At 72.3% G+C, this 17,108-nt stretch carries 7 protein-coding genes; 6 read left to right on the forward strand and 1 reads right to left on the reverse strand.

Annotated elements, in window-relative coordinates; genetic code table 11:
- The first annotated feature begins 417 nt into the window (after nucleotides 1-417).
- The 4 genes from ACFC0B_RS02695 (at nucleotide 418) to ACFC0B_RS02710 (ending at nucleotide 4,110) form a co-directional block, all read left to right on the forward strand.
- Nucleotides 418-1,008, forward strand: coding sequence for an EF-Tu/IF-2/RF-3 family GTPase (locus ACFC0B_RS02695; protein ID WP_376081134.1), 591 nt, complete (start codon nucleotides 418-420; stop codon nucleotides 1,006-1,008).
- A gap of 312 nt (nucleotides 1,009-1,320) precedes the next feature.
- Complete coding sequence (locus ACFC0B_RS02700; RefSeq protein WP_376081137.1) at nucleotides 1,321-1,830, forward strand: MarR family winged helix-turn-helix transcriptional regulator; 510 nt, start codon at nucleotides 1,321-1,323, stop codon at nucleotides 1,828-1,830.
- An 86-nt stretch (nucleotides 1,831-1,916) separates the two neighbouring features.
- Nucleotides 1,917-2,945, forward strand: coding sequence for an LLM class flavin-dependent oxidoreductase (locus tag ACFC0B_RS02705; protein WP_376081140.1), 1,029 nt, complete (start codon nucleotides 1,917-1,919; stop codon nucleotides 2,943-2,945).
- 88 nt (nucleotides 2,946-3,033) lie between these two features.
- Nucleotides 3,034-4,110, forward strand: coding sequence for a helix-turn-helix domain-containing protein (locus ACFC0B_RS02710; protein ID WP_376081143.1), 1,077 nt, complete (start codon nucleotides 3,034-3,036; stop codon nucleotides 4,108-4,110).
- Nucleotides 4,111-4,330: 220 nt separating this feature from the next.
- Here the strand turns inward: ACFC0B_RS02710 and ACFC0B_RS02715 are convergent, their stop codons facing one another.
- Nucleotides 4,331-5,128: a hypothetical protein gene (locus tag ACFC0B_RS02715; RefSeq protein ID WP_376081146.1), complete on the reverse strand. Its 798-nt coding sequence runs from the start codon at nucleotides 5,126-5,128 to the stop codon at nucleotides 4,331-4,333.
- A gap of 302 nt (nucleotides 5,129-5,430) precedes the next feature.
- On the opposite strand from ACFC0B_RS02715, the gene ACFC0B_RS02720 reads away from it, so the two are divergent.
- Together ACFC0B_RS02720 and ACFC0B_RS02725 are read left to right on the forward strand one after the other, a co-directional pair.
- On the forward strand, nucleotides 5,431-16,023 hold the full coding sequence (locus tag ACFC0B_RS02720; RefSeq protein ID WP_376081149.1) for a LamG-like jellyroll fold domain-containing protein: 10,593 nt from the start codon (nucleotides 5,431-5,433) through the stop codon (nucleotides 16,021-16,023).
- 20 nt (nucleotides 16,024-16,043) lie between these two features.
- On the forward strand, nucleotides 16,044-16,661 hold the full coding sequence (locus tag ACFC0B_RS02725; protein ID WP_376081152.1) for an SMI1/KNR4 family protein: 618 nt from the start codon (nucleotides 16,044-16,046) through the stop codon (nucleotides 16,659-16,661).
- The last annotated feature ends 447 nt before the right edge of the window (nucleotides 16,662-17,108 follow it).

Genomic DNA, 17,108 nt, shown 5'->3' on the forward strand with positions numbered 1-17,108 from the left:
ACGCCCCGTTCCGCCACGCTCATCACTACGGAATTCGCGTCAAGTCCTCAAGATCGTGGTCGAGTTCCGGATCAGGTGAAGGCCGTTCCGCTGTCCCGGGAACACCCGGACGAGTGATCACCAGGTCCGCTTGTTCGAGCCCTGCCCTGTCCCACTTGATCTTTATCGGTGGTATGGCGCCTGAACCGGGCCGATGTAGTGGGATGTGAGACCACGCAGGTCAACTGGTCTCACATCCCCTTGTCGCTCGGACGGGTTCGCCACCGAGTGTCTCGGGTCCGTTTGCCGCTGATCCGTGTGACGGGCCGCCAGGATTGGCGAGGGCATGCGTATGCGTTCCGCAGCTCCTGAGACCCAGTGCTGCCGTCCATTGCGTCGGCAGCCCGTCCGGACCACCCGCACGAGGAGAAGTCACCTATGTCAGAAGAGGCAGCCGAGGCGGCAGTCGACGAGCCGTTCCTGATGTCCATCGTTAACGTCAACTCTCTCCCGGGGGGTGAAACCGTTCTGTTCGGCCGTATCGAACGCGGCGGCGTCAAGGTGGGGGACGACGTCGAGATCGTCGGTGCCGGCAAGTCCCTTGCGGCCAAATGCGCAGGGGTCGAGGCGGACCGAACGGCAAAGGAAGGAGAGGATGGGAAGGCCGTGGCCGTGCTGCTGCGTGACATTGCCGCCAAGGACATCGAAGCGGGTCAGGTCCTGGCCAAGCCGGGCAGCTTCACCGCACGCACCACCTTCAAGGCCAACGTCTACGTACTGACCGCGGACGAAGGCGGCCGCGATGTCGCCATCACCACGGGATACCGGCCCAGGTTCGTCATTCGCGGAGGTGTCATCGACGGATCCATCAAGCTGTCGGATGGGATCGATAGGGCAGTGCCCGGCGAGAGCACCGACCTGACTGCCACCCTGGACCGCGAGATCGTCCTGGTGGAGGGCCTGCGCTTCTCGTTCCAGCACGGCCCGGGAATCGTGGCGAGTGGAGCCGTTACCGAGGTCGTCCCGTAGGTTCAGGATCGCGTTCGTGCCCCGTTCGGTGTCGGCTTCCGAGGACCTTCACCATCACGGCCTGCCGCTTGAAGCGGACGAAGCTGAGCAGCAGCCGGTGGCAAGGCTGTCTCAGTCCCGTTGTCGGCCCACAGGCGGATCCGGCAACGGAACCGGCTCGCTCGGGGTCGTACGGAGGGGCTGCACGCCCTCCAGCGGGCTGTCCTCGTGGAGTCCGAGCCGGTGTGCGTCCAGCACAATGGTCCAAGGCTGCCCGGACGGAGGGCGCCGACCATCCGCGGGCTACGCCGTGCGGTCGATAGCATCGGCCGCATGGCTGAGCGGGCGGAGTGGGCGGAGCAGGCGGGGCAGGCCGACCGGGCGGGGTGGCTGGACGAGCGCGAGGACGAGGTCTGGAGCGGCTTCTTCGAGACCCAGGTGCTGTTCTGGCGCCGCCTCGCCCAGCAGTTGCAGCAGGAGACCGGCCTGTCCGAGCCGGACCTGGCCATCCTCCAGGCCCTGCTGGCGGCCCCCGGCGGGAAGCTGCGGCCCTACCGGCTGAGCGGCGTCACCCAGTTCGAGAAGAGCCGGCTGCACCACCACCTGACCCGGATGGCCGGGCGCGGCCTGGTCACCCGCGAGCCCTCCCCGGACGCCGAGCGCGGCGCCGTGGTGGCCCTCACGGAGGAGGGCCGGGTCGCCGTCGCCGCCGCGCTGCCCCGGCGCGCGGCGCACATCCGCCGCTGGCTCACCGATCCTCTGACGGAGGATCAGCGACGGGCGCTCGTCGGTATTTCCGCCGCCCTGACGGAACGGCTGAAGGACGACCGGCCCGCCCCCTGAAACCCGCGGAAGGCGGTTGACGTGTCAACCCGGCGCGCCCATGCTGGGGTTGACACGTCAACTCGATGCCGTCCCGGGGGACCGCCATGCGCTTCCTGCTCCTGCCCCATCTGCCCGACCAGTCCAAGCCGGACCACGACCAGCTCCGCGAACTCGTCGACTACGCCGTGTTCGCCGAGGAGCTGGGATTCGACGGCTACGGCATCGGCGAGCGGCACGACCGCCCCGCCGTCTCCAGTTCCCCGCCCGTCCTGCTCGCCCACATCGCCGCCGTCACCTCGCGGATACGGCTGTTCACCGCCGTCACCACCCTCGGCCTGCTCGACCCGCTGCGCGCCTACGAGGACTACGCCACCCTGGACCACCTCGCCGGGGGCCGACTGGACCTGATCGTCGCCAAGGGCGCCTACCCGCGCTCCTCCCGCCTGTTCGGCGTCACGCGGGAGAACCAGTGGGAGCTGCTCCAGGAGAACTACCTGCTGTTCCGCCGGCTGTGGCGGGAGGAGAAGGTCACCTGGCAGGGCCGGCTCGGCCGCTCGCTGGAGGACGCCGAACCGCTGCCGCGCCCCTTCCGGCCCGAGATCCGCATCTGGCACGGCGCCGGGAGCAACCCGGACTCCGCCGACTTCGCCGCCCGCCACGGCGACCCGCTGTTCACCCCCAACGGCGCGGGCGCCATCGGCCCGTACGCCGCGATCGTCCGCCACTACCGGGAACGCTGGGCGGCGTACGGCCACGACCCGGCCCGCGCCCTGGTCGGCGCGGGCACGGCGGGCTACTTCGGCGCCCGCACCTCGCAGGAGGCGGTGGCGCGCTACCGCCCGGTCTTCGAGGCCCGGCTGAAGGTCAACCGGGCCTTCGACGCCGGCTCGATCCGCTTCGACACCGTCGAGGACTGGATCGAGCACGGCTCGGTGCTGGTCGGCAGCCCGCAGCAGATCATCGAGAAAGTGCTGGGCCAGCACGCGCACTTCGGCCACGAGCTGCTCCACCTGCACGTGGACGGCGAGGTCCTGGACCGCGCGGACTACCTCGGCACGCTGGAGCTGTTCTTCGCCGAGATCGCCCCGGTGCTCCGCCGCGAACTGCCCAGCCGGCCGCTGGGCGACGCGTAGCGGCCCGGTGGGGCCGGGGCGCGGGCAAGGGTCGGCACTCGGCTCGGCGCCCGGGAAGCGCGCCGACAGCCGCGGGCGACTCATCGCCTTGTCGAACGAGGCCGTACCGGCAGCGGACCGTTTCGCCTGGTTCGCCGATCAGGTCCGGCAGCACGTCTTCCCCGTCACGCTCTCCACCTCGTGCGCCGCGGACTTCTCGTGCGGGGTGTCAGTGCTCCAACTCGGCGACGTCCAGGTCGCGCACTTCACGATTCCTCCTCTGCGGGCAGCACGGACAGCACGACATGTGCGGCACATCGATCCCGAGAGCTACCACCTGGGGTGGATGCGCTCCGGAAGCATGGGGGTCACCCAACAGCGCAGTGATGCGGTGATCACGACGGACGACATGGTCCTCCTCGACACGTCCCACCCGATGGAGGCCGACGTGCGGGGTGTGGGCGCCAGGGCCGAAGTGACGGTGCTCCGCATTCCGAGAAGCGCCTTCTCCCTGTCGTCCGCGCAGACCGACCGTCTCCTCGCCCGACGACTCGCCCCCGGCGGGGTGAGCGGTTCCCTGCTGCGCCAGCACCTGGACACGCTCGTCGCGCAGGCCTCCGGGCTCGGACCCGCGGAAGTCCACCGCCTGGGCACCATCACCGCGGACCTCCTCGCCTGCTTCGTCGCCGACCGACTCGACAGGACGGAACCCGCACCGCCGGAGGCCGGCGCCCCAGCGCTGCGTGCACGGATCAACGCCTTCATCAACCAGCACCTCGGCGACCCCGAACTCCGGCCGGCAACCATCGCCGCCCATCACCACATGTCCCTGCGGTCCCTCCACTCCCTGTTCCGGCACGAACCGGCCACCGTCGCAGCGACGATCCGACAGCTGCGCCTGGAACGCTGTCGGGCCGACCTCGCCGACCCCGGCAAGCGTGACCGGCCGATAGCCGTCCTGGCGGCCCGCTGGGGGCTGTTCGTGCCGGCCGAGTTCAGCCGGGCGTTCAAGGCCGCCTACGGAACGACTCCGAGTGAGTACCGCGCCGGGTCGAACCGCCTTCGATCCGCACGGGATCACAAGCCGGCGTGCACGCCCCCACAAGCCGATCAAGCGGGACGGCGACACGATGAAGGCCCGTCCCGGCGGGTGGACCGCGGCCATGCCGCCGGCCGGACACCCTGATGGGGGCCCGCACTTCGGTGCGGGCCCCATTCCCGGGGCCCATTCCCGGGGCCCAGCACGGTGCCGGCCTCGGAAGGGATGTTCCCGCGGTGGCCGCCGCCGCGATGGTCGTGGTGCGCCTACTCCCGCGCCCTGGACCGACATCGGGCACACTGCGCGCGCCCGCAGCGGGCCAAGCGGCTCCGGGACGACGGCGACGTCTTCCACCACGTGCAGGCGATCACCCTGGCGACCTGACCGGGCGCGCGGAGGACCGGCCGGTAGGGGGCGGGGGCCCGGGCTCGGTGAGCCGGTCGAGCCAGTCGAAGAGGTCCTCGCCCAGCAGTTCCCCGTGGTCCGCTATGTCGCCCCGGAGACGGCCGGGCGGGAGCCGGTACAGGGACGAGCGGTCCCGGCCGTGCCGGCGCATGAACAGGCCCGCTCCTCCGCCGTCCTCGCCGACCAGGACCCAGTGGGGAGCGCAGGACGGAACCTCCCGGGCGTCGTTGCGGGCGCGGAGGGTGTGCGGCCCGTACAGCGTGCCGCCGTCCGGCAGCCGGACTCCGGGGGTGGCGCGCCACAGCCGGGCCACGGCCGGGTTCGGTCCCTCCTTCAGCCCGGCGGCGAGCGCCGTCCAGACGGTGAGGAACCCGGCGAAGGAGTCGGCGAACGGCTGCTCCTCGCCGGTGAAGGGGCTGTGCACGACGACGGGCCACTCGCCGTCGGCGGCCAGGTCGAGGGCGAATCCGTAGCGCTCGTGGTCGTCGTCCTCGTGGAACCAGAGCCGGTCCCCGCCGGACCAGCCCTCGGTGAGCCCGGGTTCGCCCAGGTCGGGCACCGGATCCACGGTGGCGATCGGGCGGCCACGCAGCGAGCCCTCGCCGTACGCGGCCAGCCACCACCGGTACGAGTGGGGGAGCGGGCCGGTGACGGCCTCCGCCGCGCGGATCGCGGCTTCCGGTCGGCCGCGGCCCGGCCGGGTGGCGATCCCCGGTGTCGTGGCGATCAGGTCCCGCAGAAGTTCTGGATCGGCCCGCATGGCGGGGAGTCTCGCACAGAGGTCGGACAGGATCCCCACGGGGCGGGGCGGGGCCGGCCGAAGGGGGGCGGGCGGGTTCGCCGCGGTGACGTTCCGCACGCCGCGACGGTTCCATCCGTCCGTTGGCGATCCATCATCCTTTGACCGGTTCACGCGCAATTTCCTCCTGTGATGCCGGTCACATCCTGGCTCGTCGGTGCCCGATGCGGCTTCTCAGTCGCCACTCCGTTCGGATATACCTCTGGCGATCTTCAGCATGAGTCGGGGGATGGTTTTCGGTGTTGGCGATACGTCGTTGCTTTGTGCTGCTCATTTGCACGATCCTCACCGTGCTGGCCGGTGCGGACGGGGCGATCGCCGTCACGCCGCCGGCCGCCACGGCCGTTCCGGACCCGGGCGTCCTGCCCGCGCAGGCCGGATCCGACGCCGCCGGGCAGCCGAGCGAGGTACCCGCCGACCGCACCGGCGAAGCCGCCGACGGCGGCAGGCCGGGGCACGAGTCGGTGGCCGGGGAACTCGCCCCGGAACCGGAGCCGGACCCCGCGCCGGCCGCGGCCGCCGCCACCGCGGCGCCGGCGCTGCCGGTCCCGCAGACCCAGGTCGTGCCGAATCCCGGGATCGCCGCCAAGCCCGCGGAGGGCTTCGACCCGGCCAGCAGCGCCGAGGTGGTCGAGAAGCGGGCCGAGCAGGAGCGCACGTACCGCAACACCGACGGCACCTTCACCACCCGCTACTACCCGACGCCGGTCAACTTCCGCCGCGCCGACGGGACCTGGGCCGCGATCGACTCCACGCTGCTGCCCGCTGGAACGGCGACCCTGGGCCGCGCCGCGCCCACCCAGGACGGCTGGACCACCGCCTCCGGCGAGCAGCTGCTCACCTTCGCCCCGACCGCGGACCGCGACCCGCTGGTGCGCCTGACCCTCGGCGAGGGCCTCTCGGTCGGCTACGCCCTCCAGGGGGCGAAGGCCGTCCAGGGCACCGCCCAGGGCAGCACCATCAGCTACCCCGACGCCCTCCCGGGCGCCGACGTCACGTTCCGGGCCGGCAGCGACTCGTTCAAGGAGACGCTCGTCCTCAAGAACGCCGACGCCCCGGCCGAGTGGGTCTTCCCGCTGCGCCTGCAGGGGCTGACCGCCGGCCTCGACGAGACCGGTGCCCTGCTGCTCAAGGACGCCCGCGGCACCGTCCAGGGCCGGATGCCGGCCGGCTGGATGGAGGACTCCAACCAGGCCCCCGACTCCGGTGGCCAGGGCGTCGTCTCCAACGGCGTGACCTACGAACTCGTCCCGTCCGGCGACGGCACGGCCCTGAAGGTGAAGCTCGACCAGGCCTGGCTGCGCGCGCCGGAGCGGGTGTTCCCCGTCGTCGTGGACCCCTCCGTCTCCCGGGTGAAGGCGGTGGAGAGCACCTACGTCCTCTCGCCCAACAACGCCGACTTCTCCTCCGACACCCTCCTGAAGGCCGGCACGTACAACGGCGGCGGCAACCGGGCGGCGGCCTTCCTCAAGTTCAACGGTCTTGAGAACACCCTGCGCAACGCCACCGTCCTCAACGCCAAGCTCGCGCTCTACAACAGCTGGTCGTACTCCTGCAACGCCCGGCCGGTGACGGTCCACCCGATCACCTCCAACTGGTCGCAGGGCTCGGTCCGCACCTGGCCCGGCCCGTCGACCGGATCCGCCCTGGTCTCGAAGAGCTTCGCCCACGGCTGGCACGCCGAGGGCAGCAGCAACTGGTCCTGCGCCCCGGACTGGGAGAGCATCGACCTCGGCGAGGAGGGCAAGAACCTCGTCAACCGCTGGACCCACGGCTGGCAGGCCAACTACGGCCTCGCCGTGAAGGCCGACGACTGGGACTCCTACGGCTGGAAGAAGTTCGCGAGCGAGAACGACGGCCCGGGCACGCCCAGCCTGGACATCACCTGGTCGAAGTACGGTGCCGACTACGAGCTGTTCGGCTGGGTCCAGCCGGTCACCGCCAACCAGGAGGGCATCTTCCGCATCCGGGCCTGGAACCGCGGACAGGACACCTGGACCCCGGCGAGCAACTACAAGATGTCGTACCTGCTCTTCGACGAGTGGGGCAACAACATCACCAACTACGGCACGAACATCGCCTGGACGCCGGTCTCGGCGGACATCCCCACCCACGCGGGCAACATCTTCGACGCCCACATCCGGAACCTGCCGCAGGGCACGTACACCATCGCCTGGACGATGGACGACTACGGGCACAGCAACTTCTACGCCGACACCGGCATACCCCCGCTGACCATCCGGTTCTCCTCCGTCAACATCCCGCCCGTGCTGACCGGCATGGCACCGCTCTCGCACTCCGTGGTCCGCCACCTCCAGCCCACGCTCACCGCCGAGGGCAACGACCCCGACCGCGCGCCGCGCGCCGCCGTCGACTACCGCTTCACGCTCTGCAAGGTGGTCGGCCAGAAGAACGACGTCGACTGCAAGCAGTCCGCCTGGCAGCCCGCCAACACCTTCGTGGTGCCCGAGGGCTGGCTCGCCTGGAACCAGCAGTACGCGTGGTACGCCGAGGTCGGCGACGGCAGGGACGCCAGCCCGATCTCCCAGCCGGCGTTCTTCCGCACCGTGGTCCCGCAGCCGACCCAGTACACCACCCCGGCCGACGCCGGCCGGGACTTCAACGCGGCGGCGGGCAACTACACCACCGCGGCCACCGACGCGACGCTGCCCACCGTCGGCCCCGAACTGTCCGTCACCCGCAGCTACAACTCGCTGGACCCGCGCACCGACGGGGCCTTCGGCGCCGGCTGGACCAGCCGCTGGGACATGCGCATCGACGTCGAGTCCAGCAGCTGGCTCTCGCTGCCCGGCAACGTCCTGCTGACCGCCTCCAACGGTTCGCGGGCCCGCTTCGCCTGGGACCCGGTGGCCAAGGCCTACGTCTCCGGCGGCGGCCTGGCCGCCGAGCTGCGCAAGCTCGACGCCGGCGGCTGGACGCTGACCGACCGGACCGGCACCGTGCACACCTTCGACAGCGCCGGACGCCTGGTGCGCACGGCGGACGCCGCCGGGCACGCCCAGGAGATCAGCTACACCGACGGCCGCCTCGCCCGCGCCAAGGACGTGCTCTCCGGGCGCTACCTCGACTTCGCCTGGACCGGCGCCCACATCACCTCGGTCACGGCCTCCGGCGCCGGCGGCAGCTGGACGTACGCCTACACCGGCGACCGGCTGACCAAGGTCTGCCCGCCGGGCGTCGCCACCACCGCGGCCACCGGCTGCACCCAGTACGACTACGCCGACGGCTCCCGCTACCGCTCGGCCGTCCTGGACGCCGGGCCGGTCGGCTACTGGCGGCTGGGCTCCGCCGACGGCGCCACCGTCCCCAACGAGGCACAGGTCGCCGACCGGGCGCCCGCGCGCGCCTCCGACGTCACCTTCGACGCGCCGGGCGCACCGGGCGGCAGCGGCGACAACGCCGCCGCCTTCCCCGGCCGGGCGGGCTCCTTCATCGAGCTCCCGAAGCGCACCGTGAGCGCCTCCACCTCCCGCTCGGTCGAGCTCTGGTTCCGCACCGCCTCGCCCGGCGTGATCCTCTCCTACCAGAACCTGGAGCTCAGCCAGACCCCCTGGCTCTACACCCCGGCGCTGTACGTCGACGCCAACGGGAAGCTGCGGGCCGAGTTCTGGCAGGGCACCGGCACCACGATCGCCTCCGCCACCCCGGTCAACGACAACGCGTGGCACCACGTCGTACTGTCCTCGGCCGTGACCACCCAGGCGCTGTTCCTCGACGGCCGCCAGGTCGGCACCCTGGCCGGCACGGTCGACCACCTCGGCGAGGAGTTCACCTACCTCGGTGGCGGCCGCGCCACCAACTGGCCGGACGCGCCCGCGCAGACCGCCTTCACCGGACAGATCGACGAGGTCGCCGTCTACGACTACCCGGTGACCGAGCAGCTCGCCGCCGCGCACGCCGCGCTGCGCACCCCGGCCGCGCAGCTCAGCAAGGTGACGCTGCCCTCGGGCCGCACCAGCGCGCAGGTCGGCTACAACGCGGCCAGCGAGCGGGTCGCCACCGTGACCGACGGGGCGGGCAGCGTCTGGAAGGTCTCCGAACCGGCCTACACCGGCGGCTCGTTCCTCTACAGCAACGCGGTCAAGGCCTCCAACCCCGCCGGGTACTGGCGCCTCGGCGAACGCGACGGCGCGGTGGCGGCCGGCGAGGTCGGCACCGGCACGGCGGGCGGTTACGGCAGCGGCGTCGGCCTGCGGGCCCCGGGCGTCTTCTCTCCCGCCGACGACACCGCGGCGCGGTTCTCGGGTGGGGCGCAGTCGCAGGTGGAGTTGCCGGAGGGGGTTCTGCACGGTTCGAAGGACCTGGCGGTGGAGCTGTGGTTCAGTACGCAGCAGCCGGGTGTGCTGGTCGGTGACCAGTCGTTGACGATGGACGGTGCGCCGGGTGGCGGGGTGACGTGGGCGCCGCTGCTGTACGTCGGGTCGGACAACCGGTTGTACGGGCACTTCTACGGTGGTGACGGGATCGTCAGTGCCGGTGCGGTGACTGACGGGTCCTGGCACCATGTGGTGCTGTCGGCGGAGGGCAGGACGCATTCGCTGTACCTCGACGGTGCCCTGGTGGGGACGTCGTCGCTGGGTCCGGTGGACCACCAGGCGAACGTCCACACGTACCTGGGGGCCGGGTTCGCCCAGGGCTGGCCCGCGGCCCCGGCCGCCGTCAGCCGCTTCACCGGCAGCATCGACGAGGCCGCCGTCTACCAGCACCCGCTCAGCGCCGCCGACGTCCTCGCCCACCACCGTGCGCGCAGCGCCCAGGTCACCGGCCAGGGCATCGGCTACCGCGGCGCGGTGGCGGCCGACGCCCCGGCGGGCTTCTGGCGGCTCGACGAGAGCTCCGGAACCCGCGCCGCGAGCGAGGTCGCGGCCGTCAAGGGCGACGGCAGCTACGGCTCCGGCACGCAGCCCGGCGGTCCCGGCGTCTTCGGTCCCGGGGACGGCGCCGCGGCGCGGTTCTCGGGTGGGGCGCAGTCGCAGGTGGAGTTGCCGGAGGGGGTTCTGCACGGTTCGAAGGACCTGGCGGTGGAGCTGTGGTTCAGCACGCGGCAGCCGGGTGTGCTGGTCGGTGACCAGTCGTTGACGATGGACGGTGCGCCGGGTGGCGGGGTGACGTGGGCGCCGCTGCTGTACGTCGGGTCGGACAACCGGTTGTACGGGCACTTCTACGGTGGTGACGGGATCGTCAGTGCGGGTGCGGTGACCGATGGCGGCTGGCACCATGTGGTGCTGTCGGCGGAGGGGAAGACGCATTCGCTGTACCTCGACGGTGCCCTGGTGGGGGCGTCGTCGCTGGGTCCGGTGGACCACCAGGCGAACGTCCACACGTACCTGGGGGCCGGGTTCGCCCAGGGCTGGCCCGCGGCCCCGGCCGCCGTCAGCCGCTTCACTGGCAGCATCGACGAGGCCGCCGTCTACCAGCACCCGCTGTCCGCGGAGCGGGTCGCCGCGCACTACCAGGCGCGCTCGCTCTCCGCGGCGACCACGCTCGCCTCGCGGGTGACCGTCACCGACCCGGCGGGCGGGATCGCCACCGACGTCTACGACGCCCAGCGCGGCGGGCGCCTCATCGCGCGCACCGACACCGCCGGCGCCACCACCACCTACTCCTACGACACTGGCGGCTACCTGCACACCGTGGTCGACGCCAACGGCCACAGCACCATCACCGGACAGGACGCCCGGGGCAACACGGTCTCCCGGACGACCTGCCGCGACAAGGACTCCTGCTGGACCAGCTACACCGGCTACTACCTCAACAAGGACAACGACAAGGACCCGCGCAACGACAAGCCGGTCGAGATCCGCGACGCCCGCTCCACCGGACCGGCGGACAACCGCTACCGGACGACCATCGGCTACACGGCGCTCGGCCTGCCCGAGTTCACCACGCTGCCGGACGGCCGGGTCTCCCGGACGACGTACACCACCGGAACCGAGCCCGCCGCGGGCGGCGGCCTCACCCCGGCAGGCCTGGTGGCGAGCGAGGTGAGCCCCTCCGGAGCCACCACCGCGTACGCCTACCGCAGCAACGGCGACCTCGCCTCCACCACGGCCCCGTCCGGCCTGCGCGTCGCCTACACCTACGACGCGATGGGCCGGCAGAACAGCGAGACCCAGTACTCGGACGCACAACCGGACGGCACCGTCACCAGCTTCGTCCACGACTCGCTGTCCCGGGTCATCGCCGAGACGGGCGCGCGCACCAGCGACGCGGTCTCCGGCGCCGGGCACGCGCTGCGCGTCACCCGGACGTTCGACGAGGACGGCCGACCGCTGGCCGTGACCGCCTCGGACGACCTCGGCAACGACCAGGCCCGCAGCACCAGCACCGCGTACGACGCCGCGGGCCGTCCCCTCACCACCACCGACGCCGAAGGAGGGGTGACCCGGTACGGCTACGACGCGCTGGGGCGCACCACCTCCGTCACGGACCCGCTCGGCCAGGTCACCCGGACCACCTACACCGCCCGGGGCCAGCTGGCCACCACGGTCGTCGAGGGCTGGAACGGGGACGGGAAGGGCACCCGCGACCTCACCGTCGAGTCGCGTGCCTACGACCCCGCCGGGCGGCTGGCCTCGGTGACCGACGCGATGGGCGCCACCACCGCCTACACCTACTTCGACGACGGCCTTCCGGCCACCGTCACCGCCCGGTCGGTCACCCAGGCCGACGGCACCACCCGCCCGGTCGTCCTGGAGCGCAACGAGTACGACGGCGCCGGACACCTGGTCAAGCAGGTGACCGGCGGGGGCGGCAGGACCACCGTGCACACCGTCGACGCCGCCGGCCGCACCGTCGCCACCACGGCCGACCCGGGCGGCCTCGACCGGACCGTCACGTTCGGCTACGACGCCGAGGACCGGATGACCTCCGCGACCGCCCGCGTCAGCGCCACCGAGAACCAGCTCGTGACCTCGACGTTCGACCCCGCCGGCCGGCTCGTGCGCAGCGAGCTGGCGTCGAGTGCCGGCGGCCCCGCCGCCGTCACCACCCACAGTTACGACCAGCGCGGACTGCTCCTCACCACCACCTCGCCGAACGGCAACGCTCCGGGCGGCGACCCGGCCGCGTACACCACCACCTACCGGTACGACGAGCTCGGCCGGCTCACCACCGTCCAGCAGCCGGCCGTCTCCGCCGAGAGCGGCGGACAGCCCGCGGCCGTCGTCCGGCCGACCACCGTCACCGGCTACAACACCTTCGGTGACGCTGTGGCGGGCAAGGACGCCCTCGGCCGCACCACCACCCGGGTGGTCGACCGGCTGGGCCGCGCCACCGAGACCCGCCTCCCGGCCTACACCCCGCCCGGCGGCACCACGGCGCTGAACGCGGTGGCGCGCACCGAGTACGACGCCCTCTCCCGGATCACCGCCTCGCTGGATCCGGCCGGACGCCGGACCGCCTTCGGCTACGACCGCCTCGGGCACCAGCTCCAGCGCACCGACCCGAACTCCGCCGGCGGCCTCCAGCCGCCCGTCGACGACAACCCGCCGATCTGGAAGGCGACCTGGACGCCCACCGGCCTCCAGCTCTCCGCCACCGACCCGACCGGCGCCCGCACCGAGGCCACCTACGACGAGCTCGGCCGCCCGCTGACCAGCACCGTGGTCGAACGCAAGCCCACCCTGCTGAACCTCACCACCCGGTACACCTGGAACGACGCGGGCGACCGGACCGCGGTGACCACCCCCTCCGGCTCCGTGACCGCCGCCACCCACAACGCCGCCGGCCAGCAGGTCAGCAGCACCGACGCGATGGGCCGGGTCAGCCGGACCGAGTACGACGCGCTCGGACGCGTCACCCGCACGGTCGCGCCGCTCGGGGAGTCGGTGGCCATCGGCTACGACACGATCGGCGACGTCGTCCGCAGCACGGAGCTCGACCCCACGGGCGCGGTGCTGCGCACCCGGCAGAGCGGCTACGACCTCGAAGGCCGGCTCACCAGCAGCACCAGCCCCGCCACCGGCGCGGTCGCCACCCTCACCTACGACGCCGGGGGCCGCCTGACCAAGCAGGTGGAGCCGGTCGCCGCGGGCCGGACGATCACCACCTCGTACGGCTACGACGCGGCCGACCAGCGCACCCGGTACACGGACGGAAACGGCGGCACCACCACCTACACCTTCACCCCCTGGGGCCTGCCCGAGTCGGCCGTCGAGCCCGCCACCACGGCGTACCCCGCAGCGGCGGACCGCACCTGGACCACCGTCTACGACGTCGCCGGACGGGCCGTGAAGGCGACCGAGCCCGGCGGGATCGTCCGCACCCGCAGCTACGACCCGATGGGCCGGCTGACCGGGGAGACCGGCACCGGCGCCGAGGCCGCCACCGAGGCGCGGACCTTCGGGTACGACAAGGCCGGCCGGATGGTCCTCACCAACGGCAACGGCATCAGCTCCCAGGACTACGCGTACAACGACCGAGGCCGGCTGCTGGAGGCGCGCGTCTCCGGCGTCGACCAGTCCTGGGCCTACGACAAGGACGGCCGGCTCACCGACCGCTGGGACAGCAAGACCGGCTGGGCGTCCTTCGGCTACAAGGCGGACGGCCAACTCGCCTGGTCCGCCGACCAGATGAGCGCCGCCCAGCTGTGGTACGGCTACGACGGCGACGGCCGCCGGAGCATCGAGTACTACGCGACGAAGAACGCCGCCGATCCCGCCGCCGAGTTCAAGGCCACCTCGGGGCGCTACCTGGGGTACGACCCGCTCGGCCGCCTCTCCTCCGACCGCGTCGTCCAGGAGGGCAACGGCTACCCCACGATCACCGCCACCGGCTACGAGTACGACCTCGACGACCGGCTGACCCGCCGGACCGAGAGCGCCACGACCGCCGCCCCGGCGGCCGACCACCGCTACGGCTACGACCAGGCCGGCCGACTGACGTCCTGGACCAACGGGCCCAGCAGCACCGCCTACACCTGGGACGCCGCCGGCAACCGGACCGGCAACGGCACCGCGACCGCGGTCTACGACGAGCGCAACCGTCTGCTCTCCGACGGCACCAGCACGTACCGCTACACGGCGCGCGGCACCCTCGCGGCGACGACCACGGCCGGAACCGAGTCCACCCGGGCGTTCGACGCCTTCGACCGCCTGGTCGGCGACGGCCCGATCAGCTACCAGTACGACGGCCTCGACCGGGTGATCCGGCGCGGTGCGGCCGTCTTCTCCTACGAGGGCGGCACCAACAGCCTCATCTCCGACGGCACGTGGCGCTACGCCCGGGACAGCGCGGGCGAGCTGATGACCGCGGCCGACGCCGCCGGCGCCCGGCGCGTGCGCACCGACCGGCACACCGACGTGACGGCCACCCTCGACGTCACCGGCACCACGCTCGGCGCCACCACCGCCTACGACCCGTTCGGCAAGCCGCTCTCCCGGACCGGCACCGGCACCAGCCTGGGCTACCAGAGCGGGTGGACCGACCCGGCGAGCGGGGACGTCAACATGCACGCGCGCTGGTACCGGCCGGGCACCGGCGGCTTCGCCAGCCGCGACTCCTGGAACCTCGACACCACCGGCGGCTCCGCCCAGGCCAACCGGTACGGCTACGCCAACGGCGACCCGCTGGACGGGACCGACCCGACGGGGCACCTGTGCGTCACCCCGGCCCCGGGCATGTCCTGCCTCACGGTCTTCCCGGACATCAGCCTGGGCGGCGTGGACCGGGCCATCACGGGCGGGAGCAAGCTCGTCGTCAAGAAGGGCGGCGGCAAGGCCCTGAAGTACGGCGGCCGGCTGTTCGGCGTCCTCGGGACCCTCGTCTCGATCGTCGCGGACGCCCAGCCGCTCGGCGACGACTCCTGCACCGGCCGCTACGGTATGAGCTGCGCCGACTACTTCGGAAAGCCCATCACCGCCGACCGCGGTGAGGACCGCAACGAGCGGCGCTGCCTGCGGCAGTGGTGGCGCCAGGAGTGCGGCGGCGACGGCGTGCCGCCCACCGCGAAGCCGGTCGACGCCCCGGCGGGCGGCGGTGGCGGTGGCGGTGGTGGCGGCGGCCGGGGTGGCGGTGGCGGCACCTGCACCACCTGCAAGAAGCCCGGACCGGTCCGGCCGGAGCCCCGGCCCATTCCGGACCGGCCGACCCCGCTGCCGGACTGGAAGGCCCCTGACTTCGCCCAGCTGCTGCTGAACATCACCGCGGTGTACCTGGCCGACGAGCTCAGCAAGCTGCTGGCCCTCGACCCGACCCACTTCGCGCCGGCCGACGGCACGGACAACGCCCCGCTGGCCATGACCGAGCCGGTGCCCGGCGGCAAGAACGGCGGCCGGACCCGCGAGGACGACAAGTGCGACGACGGTCCGGGGACCAGCGCGACCGGGCACGCGGTGTTCATGCCGCGCCAGCGCTACTACGACAAGTTCCTCATGCGTGACGAGTGCCGTGCCACCCGGGTGTTCGCCCTGCTGGACAAGTCCGACTACTGCTACAAGCGCCGGTGCGACGGGGTGAACACCAACAGCAGCACCCAGCCGCCCGGGATGAGCGAGATCGCCGCCGAGGGGGAGACCCCGGCCAACGGGCACCTGATCCCGGCGGCCGCCAAGGGCTCGGGCATCGACCTCCGCAACCTGGTGGCGATCTACCAGAAGACCAACACGCCGTACCTGAGCTCGGGTGTCGAACGGGACATCATCCAGGCCATCAAGAAGGGCAAGCACGTCGCCGTGTCGGTGGAGCCCACCTACCGCAACGCGAACACCGGAGTGGTGGAGTCACTCGAATACAATTACGTCATTCTGGAGGACAAGATCGTCAAGCACTGCGTGATCACCCAGAGCCCGACCGGGGGCACCACCAGGGGCACCAGCAACTGCCCCAAGCTGTGAGGACGACAGGGAGTCGACACATGGACGATCACCTCGACAGGCTCTACGACGCCATCGGCCCGGCCTTCGGCCCGGGGGTCGCGGCCGAGGACTGGCAGCGGATCGAGTCCGAGCTGGGGGTGGGCCTGCCGGCCGACCTCAAGGCCCTGACCGAGCGTTACGCACCCGTGCGCCTGCACCGGTCGGTCGTGCTGTCGAACCCCTCCACCGCCGTGCACCGCCTCGACCGCCACATCCGTGAGACCGTCGAGGCCTACCGGGCGTGCGAGTTCGACGAGGAGAACTTCCCGGACCCGGACTTCCCCGAGCCGCTGGACTTCGGCGGCCCCGACGGCCTGATCCCGGTCTCCGGCACCGCCCACGGCGAGGAGGTCTTCCTCCACCGGGAGACGGCCGGCGGTCCCTGGTCGGTGGTCGTCTACGTCGGTGACGACGACGAGTTCTACCGGTACCGGATGGGCTTCGCCGAATGGCTGTACCGCTACCTCGCGGGCGAGGACATGGCCGGCCCGAACAGCGCCCAGTCCATCCCCGGCCCGGTCCGGATCGAGGAGCTCCTGGTCCCGCCCGGCACCGCCCCCACCGAGCGCCTCGGACCGCAGCGCTCGCACGGGGACGGCGGCTCGTCCCCGAACTGACGGGCACTCGGCGGTACGGGCCGAGGTCTGAACGCTGCCCTCCTCTCCGACGGGCTCCGCCTGGTGCGGGCCCGTCGGAGAGGACCTGCGGCCGTGGCGGACCTCGGTGAGCGACCGACCGGGTGGTGCCCTCCGCGCTGCGCCGGGTCCGGACGAGCTGCTGGGAGCTGTTCCACACGACTCTCCACCCTGCCGCCTCCGCGTCAGCGACCAGGCGACCGGCTGGAACGCGGCGTCGTCGGGCGCCTTCAGCTCCAGCCGCAGGTCGATGCTGTGCAGCGGGGGAAGGCCGGCCGGCGCCGTCACCGTGAGCCCGAGGTGCACCAGGTGGTAGACGGCCGTCGCCGCCTCCTGCGCCACGAACGCCTTCAGCTCGCTGTCGTCGGCCACGGACTCCGCGGTCAGTACGGCGGTCAGCGGCCCGCCGAGCACGATGCGTCCCTCCAG

It is taken from the genome of Kitasatospora sp. NPDC056184 (genome assembly GCF_042268405.1).
In the GTDB taxonomy this organism is placed as follows: domain Bacteria; phylum Actinomycetota; class Actinomycetes; order Streptomycetales; family Streptomycetaceae; genus Kitasatospora.